The sequence below is a fragment of the Nocardia rosealba genome (genome assembly GCF_020216065.1).
GTDB lineage: Bacteria > Actinomycetota > Actinomycetes > Mycobacteriales > Mycobacteriaceae > Nocardia > Nocardia rosealba.
Window position 1 is genome coordinate 419,178 of sequence record NZ_JAIWNA010000005.1, and the last position, 25,402, is coordinate 444,579.

The 25,402-nt window shown below is 67.0% G+C and carries 27 protein-coding genes and 1 tRNA gene; 14 read left to right on the plus strand and 14 right to left on the minus strand.

The window, feature by feature from the left end:
* Positions 1-24 precede the first annotated feature (24 nt).
* From LDL21_RS21075 to nth, 3 genes are read right to left on the minus strand one after another with little or no spacing between them, the layout of a single operon-like run.
* Positions 25-768, minus strand: a complete 744-nt coding sequence (locus tag LDL21_RS21075; RefSeq protein WP_372462212.1) for an NUDIX hydrolase — start codon at positions 766-768, stop codon at positions 25-27.
* A 16-nt stretch (positions 769-784) separates the two neighbouring features.
* Positions 785-1,429, minus strand: coding sequence for a TlpA disulfide reductase family protein (locus tag LDL21_RS21080; protein WP_225281434.1), 645 nt, complete (start codon positions 1,427-1,429; stop codon positions 785-787).
* Positions 1,426-2,106, minus strand: a complete 681-nt coding sequence (gene nth / locus LDL21_RS21085) for an endonuclease III (protein ID WP_225281486.1) — start codon at positions 2,104-2,106, stop codon at positions 1,426-1,428. The genes LDL21_RS21080 and nth overlap by 4 nt, the downstream gene beginning before the upstream one ends.
* Before the next feature lie 234 nt (positions 2,107-2,340).
* Between nth and LDL21_RS21090 the strand changes: the two genes are divergently transcribed.
* On the plus strand, positions 2,341-2,583 hold the full coding sequence (locus LDL21_RS21090) for a hypothetical protein (RefSeq protein ID WP_067640470.1): 243 nt from the start codon (positions 2,341-2,343) through the stop codon (positions 2,581-2,583).
* Between the two features lie 156 nt (positions 2,584-2,739).
* The gene (locus LDL21_RS21095; protein WP_040703546.1) at positions 2,740-3,414 is read left to right on the plus strand and encodes a Crp/Fnr family transcriptional regulator; all 675 of its coding nucleotides are present in this window, start codon (positions 2,740-2,742) and stop codon (positions 3,412-3,414) included.
* 163 nt (positions 3,415-3,577) lie between these two features.
* Here LDL21_RS21095 and LDL21_RS21100 read toward each other — a convergent pair whose 3' ends face one another.
* Genes LDL21_RS21100 through sp36 form a run of 3 tightly spaced genes read right to left on the minus strand, consistent with a single transcriptional unit; the run spans position 3,578 to position 5,007 of the window.
* Positions 3,578-4,372, minus strand: coding sequence for an MBL fold metallo-hydrolase (locus LDL21_RS21100; protein WP_225281435.1), 795 nt, complete (start codon positions 4,370-4,372; stop codon positions 3,578-3,580).
* Positions 4,373-4,381: 9 nt separating this feature from the next.
* Positions 4,382-4,843 (minus strand): RidA family protein, encoded by a 462-nt coding sequence (locus LDL21_RS21105; protein ID WP_225281436.1) that lies wholly within the window; start codon positions 4,841-4,843, stop codon positions 4,382-4,384.
* Between the two features lie 2 nt (positions 4,844-4,845).
* Complete coding sequence (gene sp36, locus LDL21_RS21110) at positions 4,846-5,007, minus strand: Sp36 family protein (RefSeq protein WP_110038224.1); 162 nt, start codon at positions 5,005-5,007, stop codon at positions 4,846-4,848.
* 59 nt (positions 5,008-5,066) lie between these two features.
* Here sp36 and bagA point away from each other — a divergent pair, with 59 nt between their 5' ends.
* Together bagA and bagB are read left to right on the plus strand one after the other, a co-directional pair.
* Positions 5,067-6,104 carry an ATPase BagA gene (gene bagA / locus LDL21_RS21115; protein WP_225281437.1) on the plus strand — a complete coding sequence of 346 codons (1,038 nt, stop codon included), beginning with the start codon at positions 5,067-5,069 and terminating at the stop codon, positions 6,102-6,104.
* Complete coding sequence (bagB, locus tag LDL21_RS21120; protein ID WP_225281438.1) at positions 6,101-7,231, plus strand: ATPase BagB; 1,131 nt, start codon at positions 6,101-6,103, stop codon at positions 7,229-7,231. Before bagA ends, bagB begins: the two co-directional genes overlap by 4 nt.
* Positions 7,232-7,339: 108 nt before the next feature.
* On the opposite strand, the gene LDL21_RS21125 is transcribed toward bagB, so the two are convergent.
* Entirely contained in the window at positions 7,340-7,663 is a 324-nt protein-coding gene (locus tag LDL21_RS21125; protein WP_019044565.1) for a WhiB family transcriptional regulator, read from the minus strand.
* A gap of 371 nt (positions 7,664-8,034) precedes the next feature.
* On the opposite strand from LDL21_RS21125, the gene LDL21_RS21130 reads away from it, so the two are divergent.
* Positions 8,035-10,413 carry a penicillin-binding protein gene (locus LDL21_RS21130; protein ID WP_225281439.1) on the plus strand — a complete coding sequence of 793 codons (2,379 nt, stop codon included), beginning with the start codon at positions 8,035-8,037 and terminating at the stop codon, positions 10,411-10,413.
* 52 nt (positions 10,414-10,465) lie between these two features.
* On the opposite strand, the gene LDL21_RS21135 is transcribed toward LDL21_RS21130, so the two are convergent.
* Positions 10,466-10,930, minus strand: coding sequence for a GatB/YqeY domain-containing protein (locus LDL21_RS21135; protein ID WP_225281440.1), 465 nt, complete (start codon positions 10,928-10,930; stop codon positions 10,466-10,468).
* Between the two features lie 133 nt (positions 10,931-11,063).
* On the opposite strand from LDL21_RS21135, the gene LDL21_RS21140 reads away from it, so the two are divergent.
* The 3 genes from LDL21_RS21140 (at position 11,064) to LDL21_RS21150 (ending at position 13,519) form a co-directional block, all read left to right on the plus strand.
* Positions 11,064-12,026 carry a metallophosphoesterase gene (locus LDL21_RS21140; RefSeq protein ID WP_225281441.1) on the plus strand — a complete coding sequence of 321 codons (963 nt, stop codon included), beginning with the start codon at positions 11,064-11,066 and terminating at the stop codon, positions 12,024-12,026.
* Positions 12,027-12,662: 636 nt separating this feature from the next.
* A complete protein-coding gene (locus LDL21_RS21145; protein WP_225281442.1) occupies positions 12,663-13,379 on the plus strand; it encodes a DUF8017 domain-containing protein in 717 nt (238 codons plus the stop codon).
* A 66-nt stretch (positions 13,380-13,445) separates the two neighbouring features.
* Positions 13,446-13,519 (plus strand) — tRNA-Pro (locus LDL21_RS21150).
* A gap of 169 nt (positions 13,520-13,688) precedes the next feature.
* On the opposite strand, the gene LDL21_RS21155 is transcribed toward LDL21_RS21150, so the two are convergent.
* Both LDL21_RS21155 and LDL21_RS21160 read right to left on the minus strand, forming a co-directional pair.
* Positions 13,689-14,393: a DUF3800 domain-containing protein gene (locus LDL21_RS21155; protein WP_225281443.1), complete on the minus strand. Its 705-nt coding sequence runs from the start codon at positions 14,391-14,393 to the stop codon at positions 13,689-13,691.
* Positions 14,394-14,462: 69 nt separating this feature from the next.
* Positions 14,463-14,603 carry a hypothetical protein gene (locus tag LDL21_RS21160; protein WP_225281444.1) on the minus strand — a complete coding sequence of 47 codons (141 nt, stop codon included), beginning with the start codon at positions 14,601-14,603 and terminating at the stop codon, positions 14,463-14,465.
* Positions 14,604-14,785: 182 nt separating this feature from the next.
* Here LDL21_RS21160 and LDL21_RS21165 point away from each other — a divergent pair, with 182 nt between their 5' ends.
* On the plus strand, positions 14,786-15,478 hold the full coding sequence (locus LDL21_RS21165) for a GntR family transcriptional regulator (RefSeq protein WP_225281445.1): 693 nt from the start codon (positions 14,786-14,788) through the stop codon (positions 15,476-15,478).
* A gap of 8 nt (positions 15,479-15,486) precedes the next feature.
* Positions 15,487-17,172 (plus strand): allophanate hydrolase, encoded by a 1,686-nt coding sequence (atzF, locus tag LDL21_RS21170; protein ID WP_225281446.1) that lies wholly within the window; start codon positions 15,487-15,489, stop codon positions 17,170-17,172.
* Here the strand turns inward: atzF and LDL21_RS21175 are convergent.
* Complete coding sequence (locus tag LDL21_RS21175) at positions 17,129-17,791, minus strand: arsenate reductase ArsC (protein WP_067640448.1); 663 nt, start codon at positions 17,789-17,791, stop codon at positions 17,129-17,131. The two genes, atzF and LDL21_RS21175, sit on opposite strands and share 44 nt — an antisense overlap.
* A 710-nt stretch (positions 17,792-18,501) precedes the next feature.
* Between LDL21_RS21175 and LDL21_RS21180 the strand changes: the two genes are divergently transcribed.
* Both LDL21_RS21180 and LDL21_RS21185 read left to right on the plus strand, forming a co-directional pair.
* Positions 18,502-19,740 carry an APC family permease gene (locus LDL21_RS21180; RefSeq protein ID WP_225281447.1) on the plus strand — a complete coding sequence of 413 codons (1,239 nt, stop codon included), beginning with the start codon at positions 18,502-18,504 and terminating at the stop codon, positions 19,738-19,740.
* 49 nt (positions 19,741-19,789) lie between these two features.
* Positions 19,790-21,130, plus strand: a complete 1,341-nt coding sequence (locus tag LDL21_RS21185) for a serine hydrolase domain-containing protein (protein WP_225281448.1) — start codon at positions 19,790-19,792, stop codon at positions 21,128-21,130.
* Positions 21,131-21,176: 46 nt separating this feature from the next.
* Here LDL21_RS21185 and LDL21_RS21190 read toward each other — a convergent pair whose 3' ends face one another.
* The 3 genes from LDL21_RS21190 to LDL21_RS21200 form a co-directional block, all read right to left on the minus strand.
* Positions 21,177-22,211 (minus strand): aspartate-semialdehyde dehydrogenase, encoded by a 1,035-nt coding sequence (locus LDL21_RS21190; protein ID WP_225281449.1) that lies wholly within the window; start codon positions 22,209-22,211, stop codon positions 21,177-21,179.
* Between the two features lie 2 nt (positions 22,212-22,213).
* Positions 22,214-23,479 (minus strand): aspartate kinase, encoded by a 1,266-nt coding sequence (locus LDL21_RS21195; RefSeq protein ID WP_067494539.1) that lies wholly within the window; start codon positions 23,477-23,479, stop codon positions 22,214-22,216.
* Between the two features lie 136 nt (positions 23,480-23,615).
* A complete protein-coding gene (locus LDL21_RS21200; RefSeq protein ID WP_225281450.1) occupies positions 23,616-24,188 on the minus strand; it encodes a dihydrofolate reductase family protein in 573 nt (190 codons plus the stop codon).
* A gap of 71 nt (positions 24,189-24,259) precedes the next feature.
* Between LDL21_RS21200 and LDL21_RS21205 the strand changes: the two genes are divergently transcribed.
* Positions 24,260-24,832 (plus strand): TetR/AcrR family transcriptional regulator, encoded by a 573-nt coding sequence (locus LDL21_RS21205; protein ID WP_225281451.1) that lies wholly within the window; start codon positions 24,260-24,262, stop codon positions 24,830-24,832.
* Between the two features lie 98 nt (positions 24,833-24,930).
* On the plus strand, positions 24,931-25,389 hold the full coding sequence (locus tag LDL21_RS21210) for an SRPBCC family protein (protein ID WP_225281452.1): 459 nt from the start codon (positions 24,931-24,933) through the stop codon (positions 25,387-25,389).
* Positions 25,390-25,402 lie beyond the last annotated feature (13 nt).

Here is a 25,402-nt window from a genome sequence, read left to right on the forward strand (position 1 = left end):
CAGCTGTGCCGATGTGCCGCGCGCTCACAGGGTCATTCCGACCGCAGCCAGCGAGCTCTCCAGATCACGCACGTCGCCCCGATCCCAGTCTCGTTCCCACCCAGCAGTTTTGATGACGCCGGCGAGGATACCGCCGGTGAGCCCCCACACCAGCATGCCGTCGACCTGGAAGGCGGGACTCTGGTAGCCGAGACTGCCACGCACCATGAATCTGTGTGCGGGATCGAGTAATTCGCTCAGCGGCACCCGGACCACCCGTTCGGTTTCGCCCTGGTCGACGACCCGCACGTCGCTCGGCTCCCGCCACCAGGCCAGCACGGGGGTGACGTCGAACTTCGACGGTGGAACGAACAGGGTGGGCAGGGTCGCGAAGGGTTGCACACCCGCCGGGTCGAGACCGGTCTCCTCCACGGCTTCGCGCAGCGCGGTGCCGACCGGGCCGTCGTCGCCGGGATCCTCGGCGCCGCCGGGGAAGGCGACCTGGCCGCGGTGCTGACGCATGGTCGAGGCACGCTGGGTGAGCAGCACCTCGGCGTCGGCGGGTGGCGCGCCGGGGCCGCCGTCGGCGGAGCCGCCGAACAGCACGAGTACCGCCGCTCGCCTCGGTTTGCCGGTGATGGACATGGCCCGGCGCAGGGCGCGGGAGGTGGCGAGGGTGTCGTCGGCGTCGGGGCCGCCGTGCCTCGTCGCCGGGTGGAGCCAGGCCGGAATCCCGGAGTCGTCCAGTCTCGCCACACCGTTCACGCTGTCATCCTCTTCGCCTGCCACCACACAACGCTGTCTGTCATACCGTGATACCGAGCTTCGCGGCGACCGTATCGGCGATGTCGGTCACGTCGGCGAAGGTTCGCACCTCCACACTCGCCACGCTGCCGTCGGCCCGCAGCAACACCGAAACCGGGAGTACCGGCGGCGCGCCGACCGCACCACGCACCGCGGCCGCCGGGTCGGAGACGCCGGGCAGGGTGATGCCGAGACCGGCGAGCCGGGCCAGCGCCTTCGCCTCGTCGGGATCGCTGTGCACGGTGAGGACGGTGAGCGCCGAACCCGCCCGCTGCGCGAATTCCTGCAGGTGAGGAAGCTCGGTGGCACACGGACCACACCAGTAGGCCCAGAGATTGAGGAGTGCGGGCTTGCCCGCGAGGGCGGCGGCCAGGTCGGCTCGGGTCCCGTCGGCGAGGCAGCCGACGGTGAGTCCGGCCAGCGGTCCCGAACCCGGCGTACCGGGGGCGGCGGCCGGACAGGCTGTCAAACCGGCGGCGGCACGTTCGGCGGCCGACACGCCCGACTCCTGTTGCGAAGTTTTGCGAGTTTCGGTGGAGCCGGAATCCTCGCGCGGCCACAGAGCGACCGTCGCCGCGACGACGAGAATCAGCGCGGCGAGCACCCAGCGAACTCCGGGACGGGCGAGCGGGGACGCCTCGCTCACAGCCCGGCCATTTCCAGCAGGTGATCGCGCTCGGGCCCCTTCACCAACTCGGCGGCCACGGCGGGATCGGTCGGCCCGGCACCGAAGGACGGGCAATCGTTGGACAGCACGCACGCGCCACAGGCCGGTTTGCGCGCATGGCACACGCGGCGGCCGTGGAAGATCACCCGGTGCGAGAGCATCGTCCAGTCCTTGCGCTCGAACAGCTCGCCGACCGCGTGTTCGACCTTCACCGGGTCTTCCTCCGTGGTCCACCCCCAGCGGCGCACCAACCTGCCGAAATGGGTGTCGACGGTGATACCCGGCACATCGAAGGCGTTGCCGAGGATGACGTTGGCCGTCTTGCGCCCGATGCCGGGCAACTTCACAAGTTGGTCGAGGGTGTGAGGCAATTCACCGTCGTATTGCTCGACCAGCGCCTGGCCCAGACCCATCAGCGCACTGGTCTTGTTGCGGTAGAAGCCGGTGGGCCGGATGAATTCCTCCAGCTCCACGCGGTTGGCCTCGGCATAGTCGCGGGCCGTGCGGTACTTGGCGAACAGCGCGGGAGTGGTGAGGTTCACCCGGACGTCGGTGCACTGGGCCGACAGGATCGTCGCGACCGCCAATTCCAGTGGAGTCGTGAAGTCGAGCTCGCAGTGCGCGTCCGGGAAAGCCTCGGCGAGCGTGCGGTTCATCCGGCGGGCACGACGGACCGTTCCGATCCGCGTTTCCGCAGCTATAGCGCGATTCTTGCGTTTGCGGGCCGCCGTGATCCCGGTGGTCACCGGCACCGGAACGGCGTCGCCTGCGGCGGCGGTTGCGGGGGAAACGGGCACCGCACCACCATACGGAACCGGTCCGACAACATTGCGCGACCGAGTTGGGCACCTGTGTTCCATCTGAGACCTGGACCGTGTTTACTGCCTGTCATGCAAGGACTCGCTGTGGTGCTCTTCCCAGTGCTGTTGATGCTGTTCGCGCTGGGGATGGAGCGGGTCGAGAATCGGCTCCGCAAACTTCTCGAACCCGATGAAGAGGTTCAGCAGTACCTGGACAACGCCAGCAACGCCGAAGTGAAAGAACTGACCAAGCTCGGGCTTCCCGCCGCGGTCGCGCGGGTGCGCAAGCGCCGCGCACGGACCCCGGACATGGATGTCGCCCGGGCCAGCTGACCCATCTCCCGATCCCCTCAGCCACAGTGTCGCGGCTCGCGCAATCCACTCTTTACGTGGTGTCTGTCACTGTGCTGCCGTAATGCCGCGTAGACTGCGCTGTTGGTCGATTCGCTCGACCAGGTTCGCAAGCCATATCCCATAAGGAGCACATTCGTGGACGAGGCCCTCGCCAGAGCAGGCATCTTCCAAGGCGTCGAGCCCACCGCGGTGGCCGCGCTCGCCAAGCAGCTGCAGCCCGTAGATTTTCCGCGCGGCCACGTCATCTTCAACGAGGGCGAACCCGGCGATCGGCTGTACATCATCACGACGGGCAAGGTGAAGATCGGTCGTCGCTCCCCCGACGGCCGGGAAAACCTGCTGACCATCATGGGTCCGTCCGACATGTTCGGTGAACTGTCGATCTTCGACCCGGGTCCGCGTACCTCGACCGCAACCACGGTCACCGAGGTCCGCGCCGTCACGATGGACCGCGACGCACTCAAGTCGTGGATCGATCAGCGCCCCGAGATCGCTGAGCAGCTGCTGCGCGTGCTTGCCCGACGCCTTCGCCGCACCAACAACAACCTCGCCGACCTCATCTTCACCGACGTGCCCGGCCGTGTGGCCAAGGCGCTGCTGCAGCTCGCACAGCGTTTCGGCACGCAGGAGGCCGGTGCGCTGCGCGTGACGCACGACCTGACCCAGGAAGAGATCGCCCAGCTGGTCGGTGCTTCTCGTGAAACCGTGAACAAGGCGCTCGCCGACTTCGCGCATCGCGGGTGGCTGCGGCTCGAGGGCAAGAGCGTGCTGATCTCGGATTCGGAGCGCCTCGCGCGTCGCGCGCGCTGACGTCCGGAGATTCGTCTGCCGTCCCGGTACGGCGGTCCGCTGCGTGTGGCTCATGAGGATGAGGGCCTCGTCCACACCAAGGCGGTTCCGTCATGCCGGGACTTCGGCGTTTTCGCACACGACCTGATCGCCGACACGTGCTGTGCCGGCGATCAGGAAGCGGTCAGCCCTTCTCGGCCCGCAGGTATTCCAGCTGGGCCCGCACCGAGCTACGCGCCGCGGGCCACAGGCGTTTGTCCACATCGGCGTACACCTTGCGAACAACCGCGAGAGCGCCCGCGTCGGAGCCCAGCTCGACCAGCGCCGCCCGGACCTGATCGAGCCGTTCGCGGCGGTGGTTCAGGTAGTACCGCACCACCGGCTCGGCATCGGGGTGATCGGGACCGTGGGCGGGCAGCAGCGCCTTGCCCGCGCCGCGCTCGAGCAGCAGCTCCAGCGACGACAGGAACGCGGCGAGCGCACCACCCGACGACTCGAGCACCGTGGTGCCCTGGCCGAGCACCGTGTCACCGGTGACGACCGCGTCATCGAGCAGGAAACTCACCGAGTCACCCGTGTGGCCCGGCGTCGCGAGCACGGTGATCCGCAACCCCGCCGCCTCGATGACCTCACCGTCGGCGAGCGGAGTCACGGCGCCGCGCAGGTACTTCGGATCCACCGCCCGCACCGGCGTCCCGGTGGCTTTCACCAGGTGATCGATACCGCCGGTGTGGTCCGGATGGTGATGGGTGATGAGGGTGAGCGCGATGCGCCCACCGGTGGCCGCGACGATGTCGGCGGTGTGCTTCTTGTCCTTCGGGCCCGGATCGACGACCACATAGTCGTCGCTGCCGGGTCCGCGCAGCAGCCAGGTGTTCGTCCCGTCGAGCGTCATCTGGGACGGGTTGTCGGCCAGCAGCACCGACGCGGTCGGCGTGACCGGCCTGACCTGGCCGTACGCGGGATGTTCCAGTGCCATGACGGCTACCTATCCGACCTCGACGATCAGTTCCACCTCGACGGGGGTGTTCTTGGGCAACTCCGAGACGCCGACGGCCGAACGCGCGTGCACGCCCGCCTCGCCGAACACCTCACCGAGGAACTCCGAGGCACCGTTGATGACGATCGGCTGATCGGTGAATCCGGGCGCCGAAGCGACGAATCCGACGACCTTCACGATGCGCACCACCTGGTCGAGCCCGACCAGATCGTGCACCGCGGCGAGCGCGTTGAGCGCGCACAACCGCGCGGCCTCCTTGGCCTGCTCCACATCGACGTCGGCGCCGACCTTGCCGACCGCCGACAGTTCACCGTCGACGAAGGGCAGCTGACCGGAGGTGTACACCAGCGAACCGGTGCGGATCGCCGGAATGTAGGCCGCGACGGGAGCGGCGACCGGCGGCAGGGTGACCCCGAGCCGGTCGAGCGCGTCCTTCCACGCGGTGGCCACGACTACTTCCGCCGCTTCAGGTAGGCGACGTGCTGTTCGCCGGTCGGTCCGGGCAGCACCGTGACCAGCTCCCAGCCGTCGGCGCCCCACTGATCGAGGATCTGCTTGGTCGCGTGCGTCAACAGCGGCACGGTCGCGTACTCCCACAGGGTGACTTCACTCATGGTGTGAGTTTAGGGCTCACCCCGACCATCCCCGCGAAACGGGTTATAGGCTCGGCGACGTGGGAGCACCAACAGCAGAGCCGGTTTCCTCGGTTCCGGAGCCGACGACCGGGTGGCCAGAGCGCGCGGTCAAGGCCCGTTTGCATTACGTGACAGGCAAGGGCGGCACCGGTAAGTCGACGGTTTCGGCCGCGCTCGCCCTCGCCCTGGCCGCAGGGGGACGCAAGGTGCTGCTGGTGGAGGTCGAGAACCGCCAGTCCATCGCGCAGCTGTTCGACCGGCCGCCGCTGCCGCCCACCGAAACCCAGATCGCCACCGCCGACGGTGGCGGCGAGGTGGTGGCGCTGGCGCTGGACACCGAGTACGCGTTCCTCGAATACCTCGACATGTTCTACAACCTCGGCTTCGCGGGCCGGGCGATGCGCCGGATGGGTGCCATCGAGTTCGTCACCACCATCGCGCCCGGTCTGCGCGATGTGATCCTCACCGGCAAGATCAAGGAATGCGCGGTGCGCGTCGGCAAGGACGGCAAGCCCGCCTACGACGACATCGTCGTCGACTCGCCGCCGACCGGTCGGATCGCGTCGTTCCTCGACGTCACCCAGGCCATGGCCGAGATCGCCAAGGGCGGCCCGATCGCCTCGCAGGCCGAGGGCGTCTCCAAGCTGCTGCATTCGGATCAGACGATGATCCACCTGGTGACGTTGCTCGAGGCGCTGCCGGTGCAGGAGACCGCCGACGCGGTCGCCGAACTCACCGCGAACGATCTGCGCATCGGCACGGTGATCGTCAACCGGGCGGCCGCCGGTCAGCTCGCACCCGCCGACCGGGTCGCCGCCGTGCGCGGTGAACTCGACACCGCCGCGATCGCCGCCGGTCTCACCAAGGCCGGAATCACTTTGTCCGACAACGATTTCGCCGGCCTGATCACCGAAACGGCCGACCACGCGACGATGCTCACCGCCCAGGACGCGAGCGCCGCCGAACTGGCCGAGGTCGATGTTCCCCAGCTGCACCTGCCCGCGCTGAGCGACGGCATGGATCTCGGCGGGCTCTACGAACTGGCCGAACAGCTATCCGCGCAGGGAGTGCGATGAACGACCGTGTGACCACCCCGCCTCCCCTCGATGTCGCCGAGATCATCGCCGACCCGCAGGCCAAGGTCATCGTGTGCTGCGGTTCCGGCGGTGTCGGCAAGACGACGACCGCCGCCTCGATCGCGTTGCGCGCGGCGGAGTCGGGCCGCAAAGTCGTGGTGCTCACCATCGACCCGGCGCGCAGGCTCGCCCAGTCGCTCGGCGTCGCCGAACTCGACAACTCACCGCAGCGCGTGGAGCTCGGCCCCGAGGTGCCCGGTGAACTGCACGCGATGATGCTGAACATGCGCCGCACCTTCGACGACATGGTGCTCGAGCACACCAGTCCCGAGAAGGCCGAGCAGATCTTCGCCAATCCGATCTATCAGACGGTGGCGTCGTCGTTCGGTGGCACGCAGGAATACATGGCGATGGAGAAGCTGGGGCAGCTGGCCGCGCGCAAGGAGTGGGACCTGATCGTGGTCGACACCCCACCCTCGCGCAATGCGCTCGACTTCCTCGACGCGCCCAAACGGCTCGGCACGTTCCTCAACGGGAAGATGATCCGGCTCATCATGGCGCCGGGTCGCGGTGTCGGCCGGTTCGTCACCGGGGCGATGAGCCTGGCCATGCGCGGGGTGTCGACGATCGTCGGCGGGCAGATGCTCAAGGACGCCTCGACGTTCCTGCAGTCGCTGGAGTCGCTGTTCGGCGGTTTCCAGGACCGCGCCGAACGCACCTTCGCGATGCTGGCCAAGCCGGGCACCCACTTCCTCGTCGTCGCCGCGGCCGAACCGGACGCGCTGCGGGAGGCGTCGTTCTTCGTCGACCGGTTGTCGACCGAACAGATGCCGCTCGCCGGTCTGGTGCTCAACCGCACGCACCCCGTGCTGACGAGCCTGTCCGGCGATCACGCGCTCACCGCCGCCGATCAGCTCGCCGACACCGACCCGCTCACCGCGTCGGTGTTGCGCATCCATGCCGAGCGGGTGGCTACCGACAAACGGGAGCAACGGCTGCTGCACCGGTTCACCGGGGCGCATCCCAAGGTCCGGATCGTGTCCGTGACCGCGCTGCCGTTCGAGGTCTCCGACCTCACCGCCTTGCGTGCGGTCGGCGATCAGCTGACCGGCAAGACTGCTTCCTAATCAGACATATCGGCTATCGCTTGCTTCGGCGGTAGTACCCGCCAACGGCGCCGATCCCGCAAACCCAGCGGTCTCGGCGCCGTTGTGGTAACGGGCGGTTTCGCTCTGTCAGATGGCCACTTGGTGCTGGCGCTGAGCCTGGAAGAAGTCGGCCCAGGAGGTCACATCGGGGTGCTGCTTGAGCAACGCTCGCCGCTGGCGTTCGGTCATGCCGCCCCACACGCCGAACTCCACCCGATTGTCGAGAGCGTCGGCGCCACACTGCATCAATACCGGGCAATGACGGCAGATGGTGGCCGCCTTACGCTGCGCCGCACCGCGCACGAAGAGCTGATCCGGGTCCACTTCCTTGCATCGCGCCTGGGCAACCCAAGCGATCCTTGCCTCGGCCTGCTCTACATCCAGTCGAGCGATGGGGGTTGTGATGTGCATTTGATGTGCCCCTTTGCAGTCCGAACACCGTTGTGCGGCGCTCCAGAATCGCGAGCGCGGATCACAGCAACCCAACTACCGCTGCGTTCCGCACCACATTCCACTTTGAGTGTTAGCTCTATCACACTGGGTTCTCAATCTAGGTAAAGGTATGGCCGTTACGCAAGACCGGCCGCCGATTTTTTGGTACGGGCGTCCATTCAAATCGCGTGTCGACGCGGCAGCGGCGCTGTTCACCGGCGTGCCCGGCCGCGACACGCCGATGTGATCATTTTGTTGACACGCCCGAGCAACCCCCCTGGCACCGGGCGGACAACTGACGTCGGCCAGCAGACCGTGTCCCTCGACACGCCACCCTTTAGTCTGGACCGGTGCCGATCACTCAAACGCTTGCGAGGCTGGCCGGCAGCTGCGCGCTGGCCGCCGTGCTAGTCGCCGGGCTGTTGTTCCCCTTGGCCGGTGGGTTCGGGTTCATCTCCAACCGAGCCGCCGATGCCGTCGACAACGTGTCAGCCGAGCTGGTGGAGGGCACCGTCCCGGCTGTGTCGACGATGGTCGACGCCAACGGGACACCCATCGCCTGGCTCTACGAGCAGAGACGGTTCGAGGTGCCGAGCGATCGGATCTCGAACAACATGAAGCTGGCGATCGTGTCCATCGAGGACAAGCGCTTCGCCGACCACAAGGGTGTCGACTGGCAGGGCACGCTGCGTGCGTTCCTGACCAACACGTCCTCCGGTGAGGTGCAGCAAGGCGCCTCGACGCTGGATCAGCAGTACGTGAAGAACTTCAACCTGCTCGTCGTCGCCAAGACCGACGCCGAACGGCGCGCCGCCATCGAGACCACCCCCGCGCGCAAGCTGCGCGAGATCCGGATGGCGCTCACCCTCGACCGCGAGCTGTCCAAGGACGAGATCCTCACCCGCTACCTGAACCTGGTGCCCTTCGGCAACGGTTCCTACGGCATCCAGGACGCCGCCCAGACCTACTTCGGTGTCGACGCGGCCGACCTGAACATCACCCAGTCGGCGATGCTGGCGGGCATGGTGCAGTCCAGCTCCAAGCTGAACCCCTACACCAACGTCCAGGGCGTCACCGACCGCCGCAACACCGTGCTCGACACGCTCATCCAGAACATCCCGAGCCGGGCCGAGGAGTTCCGCAAGGCCAAGACCGAACCACTCGGCGTGCTGCCCGAGCCGAAGGGTCTGCCGCGCGGCTGTATCGCCGCCCAGGACAAAGGCTTCTTCTGTGATTACGCCCTGCAGTACCTGGCCGAGTCGGGCATCAGCCGCGAACAGATCGACAAGGGCGGCTACCTGATCAGAACCACTCTCGACCCGGTACTGCAGGAATCGGTGAAGCGGTCGGTCAGCGAGCACGCACCGCCGGATCTCGAGAACATCGCCGAGGTCATGTCGGTGGTCTCCCCAGGTCAGGACGCCCACCATGTGATGGCGATGGCGTCGAGCCGCACCTACGGCCTCAACCGCGACGCCAACGAGACGCTGCTCGGCCAGCCGTACTCGCTGGCCGGTGACGGCGCGGGCTCGATCTTCAAGCTGTTCACCACCGCCGCCGCCATGGAGAAGGGCCTCGGCATCAACGCCCAGGTCGACGTGCCGAGCGTGTACGCGGCCAAGGGCATGGGTTACAGCAACTCGCCCGGCTGCCCCGCCGACTCCTGGTGTGTGAAGAACGCGGGCAACTACCCGGGTTCGATGTCGGTCACCGACGCGCTGGCCACCTCGCCGAACACCACGTTCGTCAAGATGATCCAGGACGTCGGCGTCTCCGCCGCGGTCGACATGGCCGTGCGCCTCGGCATGCGCGCCTACACCCAACCCGGCACTTCCGGGCACGGCAACACGAGCCTGGCCGACCACATCAAGAACAACAACATGGGTTCGTTCACCCTCGGCCCGTTCGCGATCAACCCGCTCGAGCTGTCGAACGTGGCCGCCACGCTCGCCTCGGGCGGCAAGTGGTGCCCGCCGTCGCCGATCCGCGAGGTGATCGACCGGCAGGGCAAGACCGTGCCGCTCACCCAGCAGGCCTGCGAGCAGGTGGTCGACCCCGGTCTGGCCAACACTCTCGCCAACGCCATGAGCAAGGACGACACCTCCGGTACCGCCGCCGCGGCGGCCCGGGCCAACGGCTGGAACGCGCCGATGTCGGGCAAGACCGGAACCACCGAAAGCCACCGCTCCTCGGCCTTCGTCGGTTTCACCAACTCGCTCGCCTCGTCGGTCTACGTGTACGGCGACAGCCCGACCCCCGGCGAGATCTGCTCGTTCCCGCTGCGCAACTGCGGCGCGAGCGACGCCAACGGCCTGTTCGGTGGTAACGAACCCGCCCGCACCTGGTTCGGCGCGATCAAGCCGGTGATGGACCGGTTCCCGCCGCCCGCCCTGCCGCCGCTGGACGACAAGTACGTGCGCGGCGCGAACAACTCCCAGGTGCCGGACGTGGCGGGCAAGTCGCAGGGCGAGGCCACCTCGATCCTGGTCGGCGCCGGTTTCCAGGTGTCGGCGGTGACCAGCCCCGGCTCACAGCCCAAGGGCACGGTGATGGGCAGCTCGCCGAACGGTTCGGCCATTCCGGGTTCGGTCGTCACGATCTACATCAGTGACGGCTCGGTCCGGGTGCCGGTGCCGACCACGCCGCCGCCCGCCGCACCGCCGCCGGCCATCCCGGGTCTGCCGCAGATTCCGCGTCTGCCACCGATCCCGATCCCGGTGCCGCGTTAGAACACGACAAGGGCCGCCGTCCAATCCGGACGGCGGCCCTTGTCGTCGAGTTCTACAGGCGCGACTTGACCGCCGCCGACAGGCGCGAGCCGTCGGCCCGGCCGTTCGCCAGTACCGTCGCGGCCTTCATGACCTGACCCATCTGCCGCATTCCGGGCCGCTCACCGAGTTCCTCGGCGACCTGGGCGATGGCGGTATCGGCCACTTCGGCCAGCTCCGCCTCCGTCAGCTGCGTCGGCAGGTACTCCTCGATGATCGCTTCCTCGGCGCGCTCGTTCGCGGCCAGCTCACCGCGCCCGTTCTGCTCGTAGACCGTCGCCGACTCGTTGCGCTTCTTGGCTTCCTTCTGCAGGACGGCAACCACATCGGTATCGGACAGTTCGCGCGCCTGCGTTCCGGAGACCTCGGCGTTCTGGATCGCGGCGAGCAGCATCCGCAGGGTCGACAGACGCAGTTTGTCCTTGGCTTTCATCGCGGAAGTCATATCCGCGCGCAGCTGTGCTTTCAGTTCCGACATGGGCTCACGGTAGCCCGATCGCCCGAAAACTCCCATCACATTTCGACGCACACAGAAACATCCGGGTGAAATTCCCGACTCTTGTGCGGAAACACACGCGCGGTTCCGGCAGGGGGTCGCCTATGCTGGGCAAATGCCCGTTATCTCGACGACCGCTGTCCGCCGAACCGCGTTGGGAGCCGCCGGGGCCGCCGTCGCAGGCATCGGTTACGCCACTCTGATCGAACGGAACGCGTTCGTCCTGCGTGAGGCCACGATGCCGGTGCTCGCACCCGGGTCGCCCACGCTGCGCATTCTGCACCTCAGCGACCTGCACATGATGCCGGGTCAGCAACTCAAACAGCAGTGGCTGCGCGAACTCGACCGCCTCGAACCCGACCTGGTCGTGAATACCGGTGACAATCTTTCCCACCCCAAGGCCGTGCCCGCCGTTGTGCAATCCCTCGGTGCGCTGCTGGCCCGTCCCGGCTTGTTCGTGTTCGGTTCCAACGACTATTTCGCGCCGGTTCCGAAGAATCCGCTGAAGTATTTCGACAAGGATCATCGCCGCGTCTACGGCGACCCGCTGCCCTGGCAGGATCTGCGCGCCGCGTTCACCGAGCGCGGCTGGCTCGACCTCACCCACACCCGCCGCGACCTCGAGGTGGCCGGCATCCGCATCGCCACCGCGGGCGTCGACGACCCGCACCTGCAGCGCGACCGCTACGACACCGTGGCCGGGGCGCCGAACCAGCTGGCGCAGTTGAGCATCGGTCTCACCCACTCCCCCGAGCCGCGCGTGCTCGACCGTTTCGCCGAGGACGGCTACGACCTCGTGCTCGCCGGTCACACCCACGGTGGTCAGCTGGTCGTGCCCGGTTACGGCGCGCTGGTCACCAACTGCGGTATCGACAAGTCCCGGGTGAAGGGTCCGTCGCAGTGGGGTGCGCACACCCAGCTGCACGTCTCCGCCGGCATCGGCACCTCCCCCTGGGCGCCCTACCGCTTCTGCTGCCGCCCCGAAGCCACCCTGCTCACGCTGGTCGGCGCGCCCCCGAAGCGGCCGGCCGCCGATGCGGGATACGGCATCTCCACCTCGCAGGCCGTCGCCCGCTAAGGTCGTCCCCCGAAAGATTCTTGTCTCGAGGGGGCGGCCGTGAGTGCATCCGACGATCCGAACCTGTCCGGTGATCCCGGCGCGCAACCGGCCGATCCCACGGCGGTGTGGGCGCCGGGAGGCACGGGTCTTCCGCCGATCTTGCGATGGGACGGGTCCGGGCCACCGCCCGGGCTGCCGGATCCGACGCCGTGGAATCCTGCTGGGCCGCAGTTTTGGCAGGATTCCGGTGCTCTTCCGAACCAGGCGGGACCCGCCGCACAGGCGAGCCAAGGGCAGTGGGCGGGGCCCGGTAGTCAGGGGCAGCCGCTTCCGAACCAGGCGGAGCCGGGCGGGCAACCGAATCCATGGGCAACGCCCGGCAACCCGGGCCAGAACCAGGCAGGGCCCGGCGGGCAGCATTGGGGCGCCGGGCAGCTTTCCGCGCAGTCGCAATGGGGCGCACCAGGATTCGGGGCGCAGCCGAATGCGCAGTGGAATTACGGTGCGGGACAGGCCGGCTCATGGGGACAGCAGCCCGTGCAGAAGTACGGTGAGGTTCCGCCGCTCGAACATTACGGAGTGCAGCCTTATGGGCAGCCCTTTCCAGGCGGGCCGAAAACCGGTGGGAAGGCGTGGGTTTGGGCTGCGGCGGGCGTGGCGGCGCTGCTGCTGGGCGGAGTCGCGATCACGGCCGTCGCCTTGTCCGGTGATGAGGCGTCCTCGACGGCAGGCACGAGCACCCCATCGATGGTCAGCGCCCTGACCACCTCGCCGGCTTCGTCGTCGGCCAAGGCGAAAACCACCACCCCCTCGCCGACGGGTGCGTCAGCCGCGAAGGCCCCGCTCATCGAGGGCTACCAGGTCGTGGCCGCCCCCGACCGCGGCGCCGCCTACGACGTCCCACCCGGCTGGAAGGTCGCGACCGAAACGACCATCGGCGGCGTCGGCGAACCACCCGGCGACACAGTGATCGGCAAGGGCTACGCCACCGACGGCCGCGACTACTGCCCCGGCTCCACCCGAACCATGTCCCTGCTCACCGGCTCCAAACAGACCGACCACGCCGCGGCAGGCGCCGAACTCGGCACCAAAGCGGCCCGCCTCGCCTACGGCGGAGCCACCGGCACACCCCGCCCCGCCGAACCCTTCACCTCCATCGACGGCACCACCACCGGCATGTTCACCGAAACCACCGGCACCGTCCCCGCCCCAAAACCCGGCTGCGCCCCCACGTTCTCCATCTACACCTACGCCTTCGAAGGCACCAAAGACGGCAGCTTCGCCATGGTGATAATCGCCGACACCGGCGTCCCCGACGCCGTAGACCCCGCGACCGCCAAACGCATCTTCAGCTCCATCCGCGCCCTCTAACCCCACCTGACCAGCCAATTTAACGTTTCCCACCCCCACGTTGTAAGCTACTTCAGGTTCGCCTCACGGGGTGTGGCGCAGCTTGGTAGCGCGCTTCGTTCGGGACGAAGAGGTCGCAGGTTCAAATCCTGTCACCCCGACGTGTTGGTTGAGACACCAAAAAGCCTCTGACCGGGTTCACCTGGCCAGAGGCTTTTTGCATACCCGCACCTCGTCCTTTTACATACGTGGTTTGCTAGACTGAACACAGGATGTCCAACGACTCCGATTAGCCTTCGACCCTGCCTTACGGCGGGGTCGTCGTGCGTTTCAGGGCTTCCAGATGTGTACCGAGCAGACGTTCGGTTCGATCACCGACCAGAGCATCTCATTCGCCTTCTTAGCTCGCTCGTCCGAGACTTGTGTTCGACGCATCCGATAGTGCATATAGGACACCAGGTCGGCGGCTTGGAGCAGACGGCTGTCGCATGAGGGCGCGAAGTGGATCGTGTCGGCCACGTTCGTCAGCATGCGGCCGTCGATGCCACCGGTCCCGATGTGCTGGTATTCCCACAGGCTCTTACGGTGACCGTCGTGGCCGTCTACTTCGTCCGCGATAACGAGGATAGGTAGACCCTGGCGAACCGCCTCGTCGTTCAACCGCTCGAGCAGACGCTCCAACACGACCCGGTGCGGGTGCCAGGGAACTTCGTACCGCGCTTCCAGCGCCTGACGATCGACACCTTGGAGCATGACGAGGAGGCCGCGGGTGTCCGCAGTAGCCCGCAGCGCATCCCTGTACACACCGATTCGCGCGCGGACCTGCCGGGCGATAGGCGCCCAATCGTGCTTTCCCTGAACGAGATCGTTGCCGTGCAGCTCGGCCCGTTCACTCGTGCCCCAGGTCCCCGTCGCCTTCATGACAACGGCGTCCAGTCGTGCTGCCAGACCGAGTATTTCAGCAGAAGGACAGACAACAGCGGCTATCCAGTACTCACCCTTATCGTATGACTCGTCCAGGAAGGCCAGCAGCACCCGGCGAGTATTCCATCAGTGGGCAATCTTTCGGCACACAATCTCGATCCCGGGGCCGACCGGGATTCGCTACTCGTCGATCCGCTCGGTGCCGATCGCCGGACGCGATCGGTGACCTTGACGGTCGGCGGGGTTGGGCCACCAGATGGTGATGGCGGTGATTGCTATCAGGGTCAGGATGAGTGCCAGGATCGCGGTCGAGTTGTTCATGGGCCCTCCTCTGTTGAGAAGGGTGCGCTCGGTGTGTGTCGGTGGGGGGTACGGGGGTGTTGAGGGGTGGTTGAGAAGTGCTCTCGGTGGGGTGGGGCGGGTGGTGAGGTGTGAGGAAGGGATAACGTGGTGCTTACTTTCTGTCACTTGATAGAAATCCGGGGTGCCTAGCGTATACAGGCATGTCGACAAGGGTGGGTACTGCGGGGGAATCGCTGCGTGACGTGGTGTATTCCACCTTGCGTGGGGAGTTGATGAACGGGGATATCCGGTTCGGGGAGCGGCTGACCGAGCCGAAGCTTTCGGCGCGGTTCGGGATGTCGCGGACGCCTGTGCGGGAAGCGTTGACGATGCTCTGCTCGGACGGGTTGCTCCAGCGCGAGGAGTTCGGGTTCAGTCCGGTGCGGCCGAGTGTCGCGCGGATTCGCGACCTTTACGAGCTGCGGCTCACCCTCGAACTCGGCGGGATGACCCGGATCATGGACAACCCGGACCTCACCCACGACGAGGAGGGCTTGCGGGCCGAACAGCAGCGCTGGCTGGCCCTGCAGGCCGACCCGCCCGCCAAGGAACCGGGGTTCGTCGTGGTCGACGAGGAATTCCACGTCGCCCTGCTGACGGCGGCGGGCAATGCGGAACTGGTGCGCGCGTTGGTGGCGGTGAACTCCCGGATCCGGCATGTGCGGATGTACGACTTCATGATCAACAACCGGATCGAGACGACGATCAGCGAGCATCTCGGCATCCTCGACGCCGTGTTCGCGCGGGACCTCCCCCGCGCACATCGGCTGCTGCACACCCACATCGGTGATTCGCTCGATGTCGTGCTCGAGCGGATCTCGCGGGCGATCGCCGCCATGTCCATGAGCGAATAGAGGAACCGATGCCCAAATCCCCCACCACCCGGGTCGCCGCCGCTTATCAGCGGATCGCCGAGGTCGACAGGCCGGAGGTCTGGATCACATTGCGCCCGCATAGCGAACTCGACGCCGAGGCACGGGAATTGGAGCGAAGGCTCGCCGACGGCGCCGAGCTCCCGTTGGCGGGCCTGCTCCTCGCGGTGAAGGACAACGTCGATGTCGCGGGCCTGCCGACCACCGCCGCGTGCCCCGAGTTCGTCTACATGCCGACCGAAACCGCCTCGGCCGTGCGGCGACTGGCGGACGCGGGCGCACTGATCCTCGGCAAGACCAACCTCGATCAGTTCGCCACCGGCCTGGTCGGCACCCGCAGTCCGTACGGCGCGGTCCGCCATGCCCGGCATCCCGAATTGGTCTGCGGCGGTTCGAGTTCCGGTTCCGCCGTCGCGGTGGCCCTCGGCATCGCCGATATCGCGATCGGCACCGATACGGCCGGTTCGGGCCGTGTCCCGGCCGCCTTCCACGGCATCGTCGGGATGAAAGCGAGTCTCGGCATCATCCCGGCCCACGGCGTGGTCCCGGCCTGCGCCGACTACGACGCCGTCACCGTCTTCGCAGGCACGCTCGACCTCGCCGTCACGGCTGCCGCGATCATGGCAGGCCCGGACGCGCGCGACCCACGCAGCCGCACCTGGCCCGCGGATGTCCCCCTGGCGGGCACCCGAAAACTTGCCATCCCCCACGATCTCAGCCCGCTGAGCACCGAATACCGTGCCGCTTTCGCTGAAACAGTTGCGGCCCTACGCAATCAGGGCGTCCAGACAACCGAGGTTGACATCACCCCACTACTCGACGCCGCCCGCCTCCTCTACGACGGCGCCATCGTCGCCGAACGCTATGCGGCGGTGGGTGAGTTCATCGACAAAGGCGCGAAGGGCCTCGACAAGACCGTCGCCGGAATCATCAGCGCGGCAAAGCATCTGGATGCGCATACCTTCGCCACAGACCTCGACACCCTCGCGAACGCCCGCGCACAGACCAAAGCCCTACTCGCCGACTACGACGGCCTGCTCCTGCCGACCACCACCGAACACCCCACCATCGCGGCAGTACAAGCCGATCCGCTGACGATCAACCGCCGCCTCGGCACCTACACCAACTTCTGCAACCTCCTCGACCTCGCCGCCGTCGCCGTCCCCGGCGCCACGACGACCGCCGGCCTCCCGTTCGGCGTGATGGTGGTGGTCCCCACCTTCGCCGATCAGATCGCCGTCGACCTCGCCGCCCTCGTCACCGGCACCACAGCACCCCTCCTGGTGAAAACCGGTGTCCCACTGGCGGTTTTCGGCGCCCACCTGCGCGGCCAACCCCTGCACTGGCAACTCGAGGAACTCGGCGCCCGCTTCGCAGGCGAGATCACCACCAGCGACGCCTACCGCCTCACCGCCCTGGACACCACCCCGCCGAAACCGGGCCTGGTCCGCCACGGCGACGGTCTCGGTGCCCCCATCGCAGGCGAACTGTTCCTGCTCTCCCCGGGCGCACTCGGCCGCTTCCTCGCCGACCTACCCGCACCCATGGCCTTGACGAGCATCGAATTGTCCGACGGCACAACAGTTGTGGGCTTCGCCTGCACCTACGACGCGGCCGTGGCCGCCACCGACATCACGCGCTATGGATCTTGGCCACGGTATCTGCGGGAACACTGATCCCGAGTTCGGCGAGCAGACCCGTCACGCGACGGCCGATATCGTCGCGGATGGGTCGCACCTGTTCCACCTCGAGACCGGCGGGGTCCTCGATGATCCATTCCTCGTAGCGCACGCCGGGAACGAGCGGGCAGGTGTCACCGCAGCCCATGGTGACGATCACGTCGGCGGCGCGGATGATCTCGTCGGTCCACGGCTTGGGGTATTCGCGGGAGATGTCGATCCCCACCTCGGCCATCGCGGCGACCGCCGCCGGATTGAGCTGCCCACCGGGCACCGAACCGCCCGACCAGGCCACGGCGCGGTTCAGGGCGAGCGCCTCGAAGTAGCCGAGCGCCATCTGGGAACGGCCCGCATTGTGGGTGCACAGGAACAGCACGGTCGGCCGCGGCTTGGCCACCTTGCCTTCGATCTTGGCGACGGCGTTCAGGCGCTGGGCGGCGAACCGCTCGGCCAGCAACGGCAGATACAAGGTCACCGTCGCTCGCGCCGCGAAGTCCTCGTAGGAACTGTGGAGGAACTGGTGGATCGTCGCCGGATCGAACATTGTCGCGAACTCTTCTCGCAACCGTTCTTCGGCACGATCAAGGGCATCGGAGTGCTCGGTTATGTCGACCACTCCTCAACCCTTACCGCACTGTCCACGTAACGCAAACGACCGGGCCGCTCACCCCTCGTCGACCGGCCCGGCCGATATCCTCCTGTGACACCCCATCGGAAGCGGCTTCGGTCGTAGTCCCTCGGTGTGGTTACCGTCGGCAGTTCGTCTTCAGCGTCTGGAAGAGCCACCCTCCGGCTACACCGCCGGGTCCGGCTGATCACCCCTCGAGACCTGCCGGACCCGGTTGCTCCCGGTGCCCGAGAAAAGAATGCGACCTGGGTCTCTAGAGGTTCTTAAGAACAACTTGTCGGTTCTCGGCGAGAATGGAAGGACCGAAGAGATGGAGTACGACGATGGAGACGATGATCGTCTGGTTGCTGGCGAGCCTGCTGTACTGGTTCAGCAACTTCTGACACCGCACAACGGCGCGGAGCCGAACAGCTCCGCGCCCCGACCTGCTCGGGCAGTGAGCAGCGTCACCACCCGGATACCGGAATAGTTCGCGGGGCTCACCGGTTGAACACCACTGTCGGCGTCCGAACAGCCCCGGGCCTCACCCCTTTGTCGCTACGAGCGACCACTCGCCGAGAGGCGCTTGTGGGGCGTCGACACCCTGACCGGATTGCCCCACGCGATCCGTTCGACTCGCGAACGCCGCCAGGTCACCCTCATCGACCTGGCGGCGTTCGTCGTTTCCCGGGTCGCGCCGGTGACCGCGATGCCCGACGATGGTGTCCATGGAGCTGACGCGGGGTCTCGGTCTGCGCGACTGTGTGGTCATCGGGCTCGGCGCCATGATCGGTGCCGGGGTGTTCGCCGCGCTCGGTCCCGCCGCCGGTGCGGCCGGGTCGTGGATGCTGCTCGCCTTGGGCATCGCCGCCGTCGTCGCCTATTGCAATGCCCAGTCCTCGGCCCGGCTGGCCGCGCTCTATCCCGTGTCGGGCGGGACGTATGTGTACGGACGGGAGCGGCTCGGGCCGTTCTGGGGGTATCTGGCCGGCTGGGGCTTCGTGGTCGGGAAGACGGCATCGTGTGCGGCGATGGCATTGACGGTCGGCAGCTACGCGTGGCCCGACCACGCGCACGTGGTCGCGGTGGCGGCGGTGGTCGTCATCACGGGCATCAACTATGTGGGGGTGCAGAAGTCGGCACTGGCCACGCGGGTGATCGTGGGGTCGGTGCTCGTCGTGCTCGCGGCTGTCGTGGTGGCCGGGGTCAGTGGAAATCATTCGGCGGCAATTGTTCTCGATGGCGAGATCGGCCCGTACGGCGTGCTGCAGGCAGCCGGGCTGCTGTTCTTCGCCTTCGCCGGGTACGCGCGCATCGCGACGCTCGGCGAGGAGGTGCGCGACCCGCAACGCACCATTCCGCGCGCGATCATGCTGACGCTGGCCGGTGCCCTCGCGGTGTACACGCTGGTGGCGGTGGCCGCCCTGCTGACGCTCGGCTCCGGCGGACTGGCCGCCGCGCACGACCCGCTCGCCCGCGTCGTCGAGGCCGCGGGTGCCGGGTGGCTGGCCCCGGTGGTTCGGGTCGGGGCGGTGCTCGCGGCGGCCGGATCGCTGATGGCGCTGATCCTCGGCGTCTCGCGAACGACACTGGCGATGGCGCGTGACGGGCATCTGCCCGCCACCTTGGCCGCCGTCCATCCGCGCTATTCGGTGCCGCACCACGCCGAACTCGCCGTCGGTGTGGTGGTCGCCGTACTCGCGGCGACCGTCGATCTGCGCGCCGCCATCGGATTCTCCTCGTTCGCGGTCCTGGCCTACTACCTCGTCGCCAACCTCTCGGCCGCGACCCTGAGCACCGCCGAAAACCGTCCGGCGCGGTGGGTTCCGGTGGTCGGTGCGCTCGGCTGTGTGATCGTCGGGTTCTCGCTGCCGCTCGGATCGGTGCTCGCGGGCCTCGCGGTGCTCGCGCTCGGTGCGGCCGTGTACGCGGTGCGGCGGAACATACCCGCGGGTTAGGGGCCTCGCTATACGGGTTACGGTGCCGCAGGGCATCTACCCTCGAACTATGCGAATCAGGGGTGTTCTCGCAGGGGTATTCGTTTCGACACTGGTATCGGCGACGCTGTTCGCCGCCCCGGCCCAGAGCGCACCGCAGGCGAGTTGCGAGGTGACCTCTGCCCGCGACCTGGAACGCGCCGAACCCGAAGCGGTCGGCTTGGATTCGGCGAAACTCACGGAAGCACTGCAGTTCGCGGCCACCCGCAACCGGCTCAATGTGCAGGTGTTCCGGCACAACTGCCTCGTCGGCGAGGGCCTGCGCAATCACGAGACCGGCAAGGTGGCGTGGAACATCTGGAGCGTCACCAAATCGGTGACATCCATGCTCGCCGGAATCGCCTCGGACGAAGGCAAACTCGCCATCGACGCACCCATCGACCGCTACCTGCCGCCCGGCCTCGGCGATGCGACGCATCGATCCATCACCGTCGAGCACCTGCTCACCGAGACCTCGGGCATGAAGGTCGGCGTGCTCACCGAGGGCATCACCGCCGTGGTGCCGGTCGACCCGAACAGCGCCGTGCAGGCGCTGGCCGTCCCGCTGGCCAACCCGCCCGGCGCGGCGTTCAGCTACAGCCAGCGCAATGTCGACTTGCTCTCGTACGTCATCGAATTGGCGGTCGGCGAACCGTTGCAGCAGTTCGCGCAGCGCGAGCTGTTCGACCCGCTCGGCATCCCCGCCACCGACTACTACTGGGCGCGTGACCGATCCGGCCACACCTACGGATACGCCCACCTGATGCTGCCGCCCGACGACCTCGCCAAGATCGGCCTGCTCGTCGCCAACGACGGCCGCTGGGGCGCCGAGCAGGTGGTCTCGGCCGACTACCTGCGCAAAGCGCGCACACCGTCGAAGCAGAACCCCTGCTACGGCTACCTGTTCTGGGTGGGCGCCGGCTGCAACGAGTCACCCGAATTCCTGCCGGACAACACCTTTTTCATGTCGGGCCTGGCCCTGCAGAACGTCTTCTTCCTGCCCGAACTGGACATGATGGTGATGTGGACCGGTGCCTTCGGCAACATCACCGCCTACGGCCCGAGCGGCATCCTGGCCCACGCCGAAGAACTCCCCCACGAATTCTTCCGCCGCCTCTTCGCCGCCATCACCGACGCCCCCGTGCCCACCCCCGCGCCGTACGTCGAACCGCCCCTGAACTTCGACCCGAAATCCCTGGTAGACGCCGAAATTCTGTTGGCCGTATTCGGCATCGGCCCCGGTGCCTACCCCGGCTGCACCGTCTTCAACTGCCTCAACCAACCCCTTGCCGCCCCCTTCGCCAGCATTCCCCCCGGCTGCGCCATCCTCGCCTGCGTAGGCAACGACCCCCGAACCCCCGGCATCCGCTGACAAAGCCGGGCCACCTTCGAGGTGACCCGGCTTCGGAAAGTACCTGTCAGCGGTTGTTCAGCAGAACTTCCGCGATCTGAATCGTGTTGAGGGCAGCGCCCTTTCGCAGGTTGTCACCCGAGATGAACAGGGCGAGACCCCGACCGTTCGGCACACCCGGGTCCTGACGGATACGCCCGACGAGCGAATCGTCCTGGCCCGCGGCGGCCAGCGGAGTCGGCACGTCGACCAACCGCACGCCCGGCGCCTTGGCCAGCAACTCCTGCGCCTGCTGCACCGAAATCGGTTCGGCGAATTCGGCATTGATCGACAGCGAGTGACCGGTGAACACCGGTACGCGCACACAGGTGCCGCTCACCAGCAGGTCGGGCAAGCCGAGGATCTTGCGGCTCTCGTTGCGCAGCTTCTGGTCTTCGTCGGTCTCGCCCGAGCCGTCGTCGACGAGCGCGCCCGCGAGCGGGATCACGTCGAAGGCGATGGGCGCCACGTACTTGTTCGGGGCGGGGAAGTCGACGGCCGAGCCGTCGTGCACCAGTTTCTCGGCGTCGGCGGCCACCGCGCGCACCTGCGAGGCGAGCTCCTCGACACCGGCCAGCCCGGAACCCGACACCGCCTGGTACGACGACACGATCAGACGCTGCAGGCCTGCCACGTCGTGCAGCGGCTTGAGCACCGGCATCGCGGCCATGGTGGTGCAGTTCGGGTTGGCGATGATGCCCTTGGGCAGCGAGCGGGTGGCTTCGGGGTTGACCTCCGAGACCACCAGCGGCACATCGGGATCCTTGCGCCAGGCCGACGAGTTGTCGATGACGGTGACACCGGCGGCCGCGAACCGCGGTGCCTGCACCCGCGACATGGTCGCGCCCGCGGAGAACAGCGCGATGTCGAGACCCGACGGATCGGCGGTCTCGGTGTCCTCGACGACGATCTCGCCGCCGCGCCACGGCAGCGTCTTACCGGCCGAGCGGGCGGAGGCGAAGAAGCGCACTTCGTCGGCCGGGAAGTTGCGCTCCTCGAGCAGCTTGCGCATGACGGCGCCGACCTGACCGGTCGCGCCGACAACACCTACACGTACACCCATGATCAGCGCCCCGTTCCGCCGTGGACGACAGCGTCTTCGTCGCCGCCGAGATCGAAGGCCTTGTGCAGCACCTGCACGGCCTCGTCGAGTTCGGTGTCGCGCACGAGCACCGAGATCCGGATCTCCGAGGTGGAGATCAGATCGATGTTGACGCCCGCGTTGGCCAGCGCCTCACAGAAGGTGGCGGTGACGCCCGGGTGCGACTTCATGCCCGCACCGACCAGGGACACCTTGCCGATGTGATCGTCGTAGAGGACCTGCGCGAAACCGATCTCGTCCTGCCGCTTGGTGAGCATCTCCACCGCGCGGGCGCCGTCGGTCTTGGGCAGGGTGAAGGTGATGTCGGTCTTGCCCGTGTCGACCTTGGAGATGTTCTGCAGCACCATGTCGATGTTGATCTCGGCGTCGGCGACCGCGCGGAACACCTTGGCCGCGTAGCCCGGCTCGTCGGGCAGTGCCACGACGGTCACCTTGGCTTCGCTGCGGTCGTGCGCGACGCCGGTCAGGATTGCCTGCTCCACGGGAATGTCCTCCATCGATCCGAAAACAGTTGTGCCGATCTTGTCGGTGTAGGACGACCGGACATGAACGGGCACGTTGTAGCGGCGCGCGTACTCGACGCAGCGCAACATGAGCACCTTCGAGCCGCAGGCCGCCATCTCGAGCATTTCCTCGTAGGAGATGTTGTCGAGCTTCTGCGCGTCTTTCACGATGCGCGGGTCGGCGCTGAAGATGCCGTCGACGTCGGTGTAGATCTCGCAGACATCGGCCTTCAGCGCCGCGGCCAGGGCGACGGCGGTGGTGTCGGAACCGCCGCGGCCCAGCGTGGTGACGTCTTTGCTGTCCTGGCTCACGCCCTGGAAGCCGGCGACCAGCACGATCTGGCCTTCATCGAGGGCTTCCTGCAGGCGGCCGGGGGTGACGTCGATGATCTTGGCGTTGCCGTGCGCGCCCGTGGTGATGACACCGGCCTGCGAGCCGGTGAACGAGCGCGCCTCGGCGCCGAGGGTGTGGATGGCCATGGCCACCAACGCGTTCGAGATGCGCTCGCCGGAGGTGAGCAGCATGTCCATCTCGCGAGCAGGTGGCGCGGGGGCCACCTGCTCGGCGAGATCGAGGAGTTCGTCGGTGGTGTCACCCATCGCCGAGCAGACCACGACCACGTCGTGGCCCTGCTTCTTGGTCTCCACGATCCGTTCAGCGACGCGCCGGATCCGCTCGGCGGTAGCCACCGAGGATCCTCCGTACTTCTGAACAACGAGAGCCACAGCAAGGTCCTTCGCGATCGGGTATCAGTTCGGTATCAGGGACCTAGAGTACCGGCCGCCGGTCCCGTGATCTGCCGCTACCTCCCTGACCTGTGCAAAACGACACAGGCTCGTCACCTGTGCACAATCTCGGCGATCAGGCCCGCTCGAACCAGGTGACCTGGGCGCCGTTCCCGTAGACCTCGCGCCGCACGGCGGTGAAACTTGTCGGTTGGAAGACGCCGCCGAAGGCCGGAATGCCGTCGCCCGCGACCACCGGATAGCTCTTGACGATCATCTCGTCGATCTCTTCGAGGAGCTGACTCGCCAGTTTCCCGCCGCCGCACAACCAGATGTCCAGGCCATCCTGTTGCTTGAGTCCGCGCACGAATTCCGCCGCGTCGCCGGAGACGATCTCGACGTTCGGGTGGTCGACCTCGAGCGTCGAGGAGAAGACGTACTGCTTCAGGTGTGCGAAGGGGTCGACCGCACCGAGGAGCAGCCCCGGTTCATAGGTGCCGCGCCCCATCAGCACCGTGTCCCAGCGCTTGTTCGGCGCATCGACGTCCATGCCGACATGGGCGCGCAGATGGGTGGGAATGGAATCGGGGAATTCCGCTCCGAGGGCGGCCTCGTACTCCGGGGTGACCGGGTAGAAGTCGACTTCACCGCCGGGACCTGCGATGTAGCCGTCGAGGGTGACGCCGATGTAGTAGACGAGCTTTCGCATGGGTACCGCCTCAGTCGTTGTACTATGTGTGAAGTGGTTAAAACGTAGTACTACAGACGGAGTGGTGTCAAGTGCGAAGTAATCCCGAACGTCGACAAGCCCTGCTCGACGCCGCCATCGAGGTCCTCGCCGCCGAAGGCGCCCGCGGCCTCACCTTCCGCGCCGTCGACAAACAGGCGAACGTGCCCGCCGGAACCGCCTCCAACTACTTCGCCAACCGCGACGAACTGCTCACCCAGGCCGGCAGCCGCTTCTACGAGGTGGTCCAGCCGACCGAGGAGACACTCGCCCTGGTCAGCGAGGGCCCCAAAACGGTCGAGAACATCACCGCGCTGATGAAAGAGGTCGTCGGCAGGCTCGAATCGCACCGCACCGCCTACCTCGCGCTGCTCGAATTACGCCTCGAAGCGACCCGTCGTCCGGAGCTGCGCAAGGTGCTCACCGAACGGGTCGGCGCGGATCTGGAATTCAATGTCCGCAATCACCTGGCGTCGGGTCAGCCGGGCGACGAAGCCTCCGTACTACTGCTGTACCTGGCGCTGAACTGGCTGATCCTCGAACACCTAACCCTCCCAGGGGTGTTCACCGAGCAACAGAGTTCGCAGCTGATCGAAATCGCCGTCGAGCGGGCAATTCGCGGCTGACCCGGTCGTTTGTCCAGACCATAGACGTGTTGACGATCACTGGTACAACTGTGCACAATCGGGCGCGAGAGACAGCGGGGGTTCGGAGGACAGGCAAGATGCGCTCGAAGATCGACATCCGTTTCACCGTTGAGGCTCATATCGACCAAGTCATGGATGCACTACTTGCCGTCGACCGCATGGCGGAATGGTCGCCGTCCTACAGCGATGTCCGGATGGGGCCGCCCGACGCCGACGGCAGGCCACGACGGGTCTTCGTCGCCGCCCGCATCATGGGAGACATCGACACCCAGGTACTGGAATATCACTGGGAACCGAACCGGGTGTCCTGGGAGGTCGTCGACAGCAGTCGCGGGTCCAAGGGCGGCGGCTCGTTCGAGCTGTTCGAGGCGGGCGAAGTCACCGAGGTCGATCTGCACGTGGAACTGCGCTACCCGCTGCCCATCCCCGGCATCCTGTTCAACCGCACCTTGCGCAAGGAGAACGAGGAAGCGGTCGCGAATTTCATCGACTTCGCCGAGCGTTTTCCCGAGAACGAGGGCTACGCCGTCGGCTGAGTAGCGCGCCGCC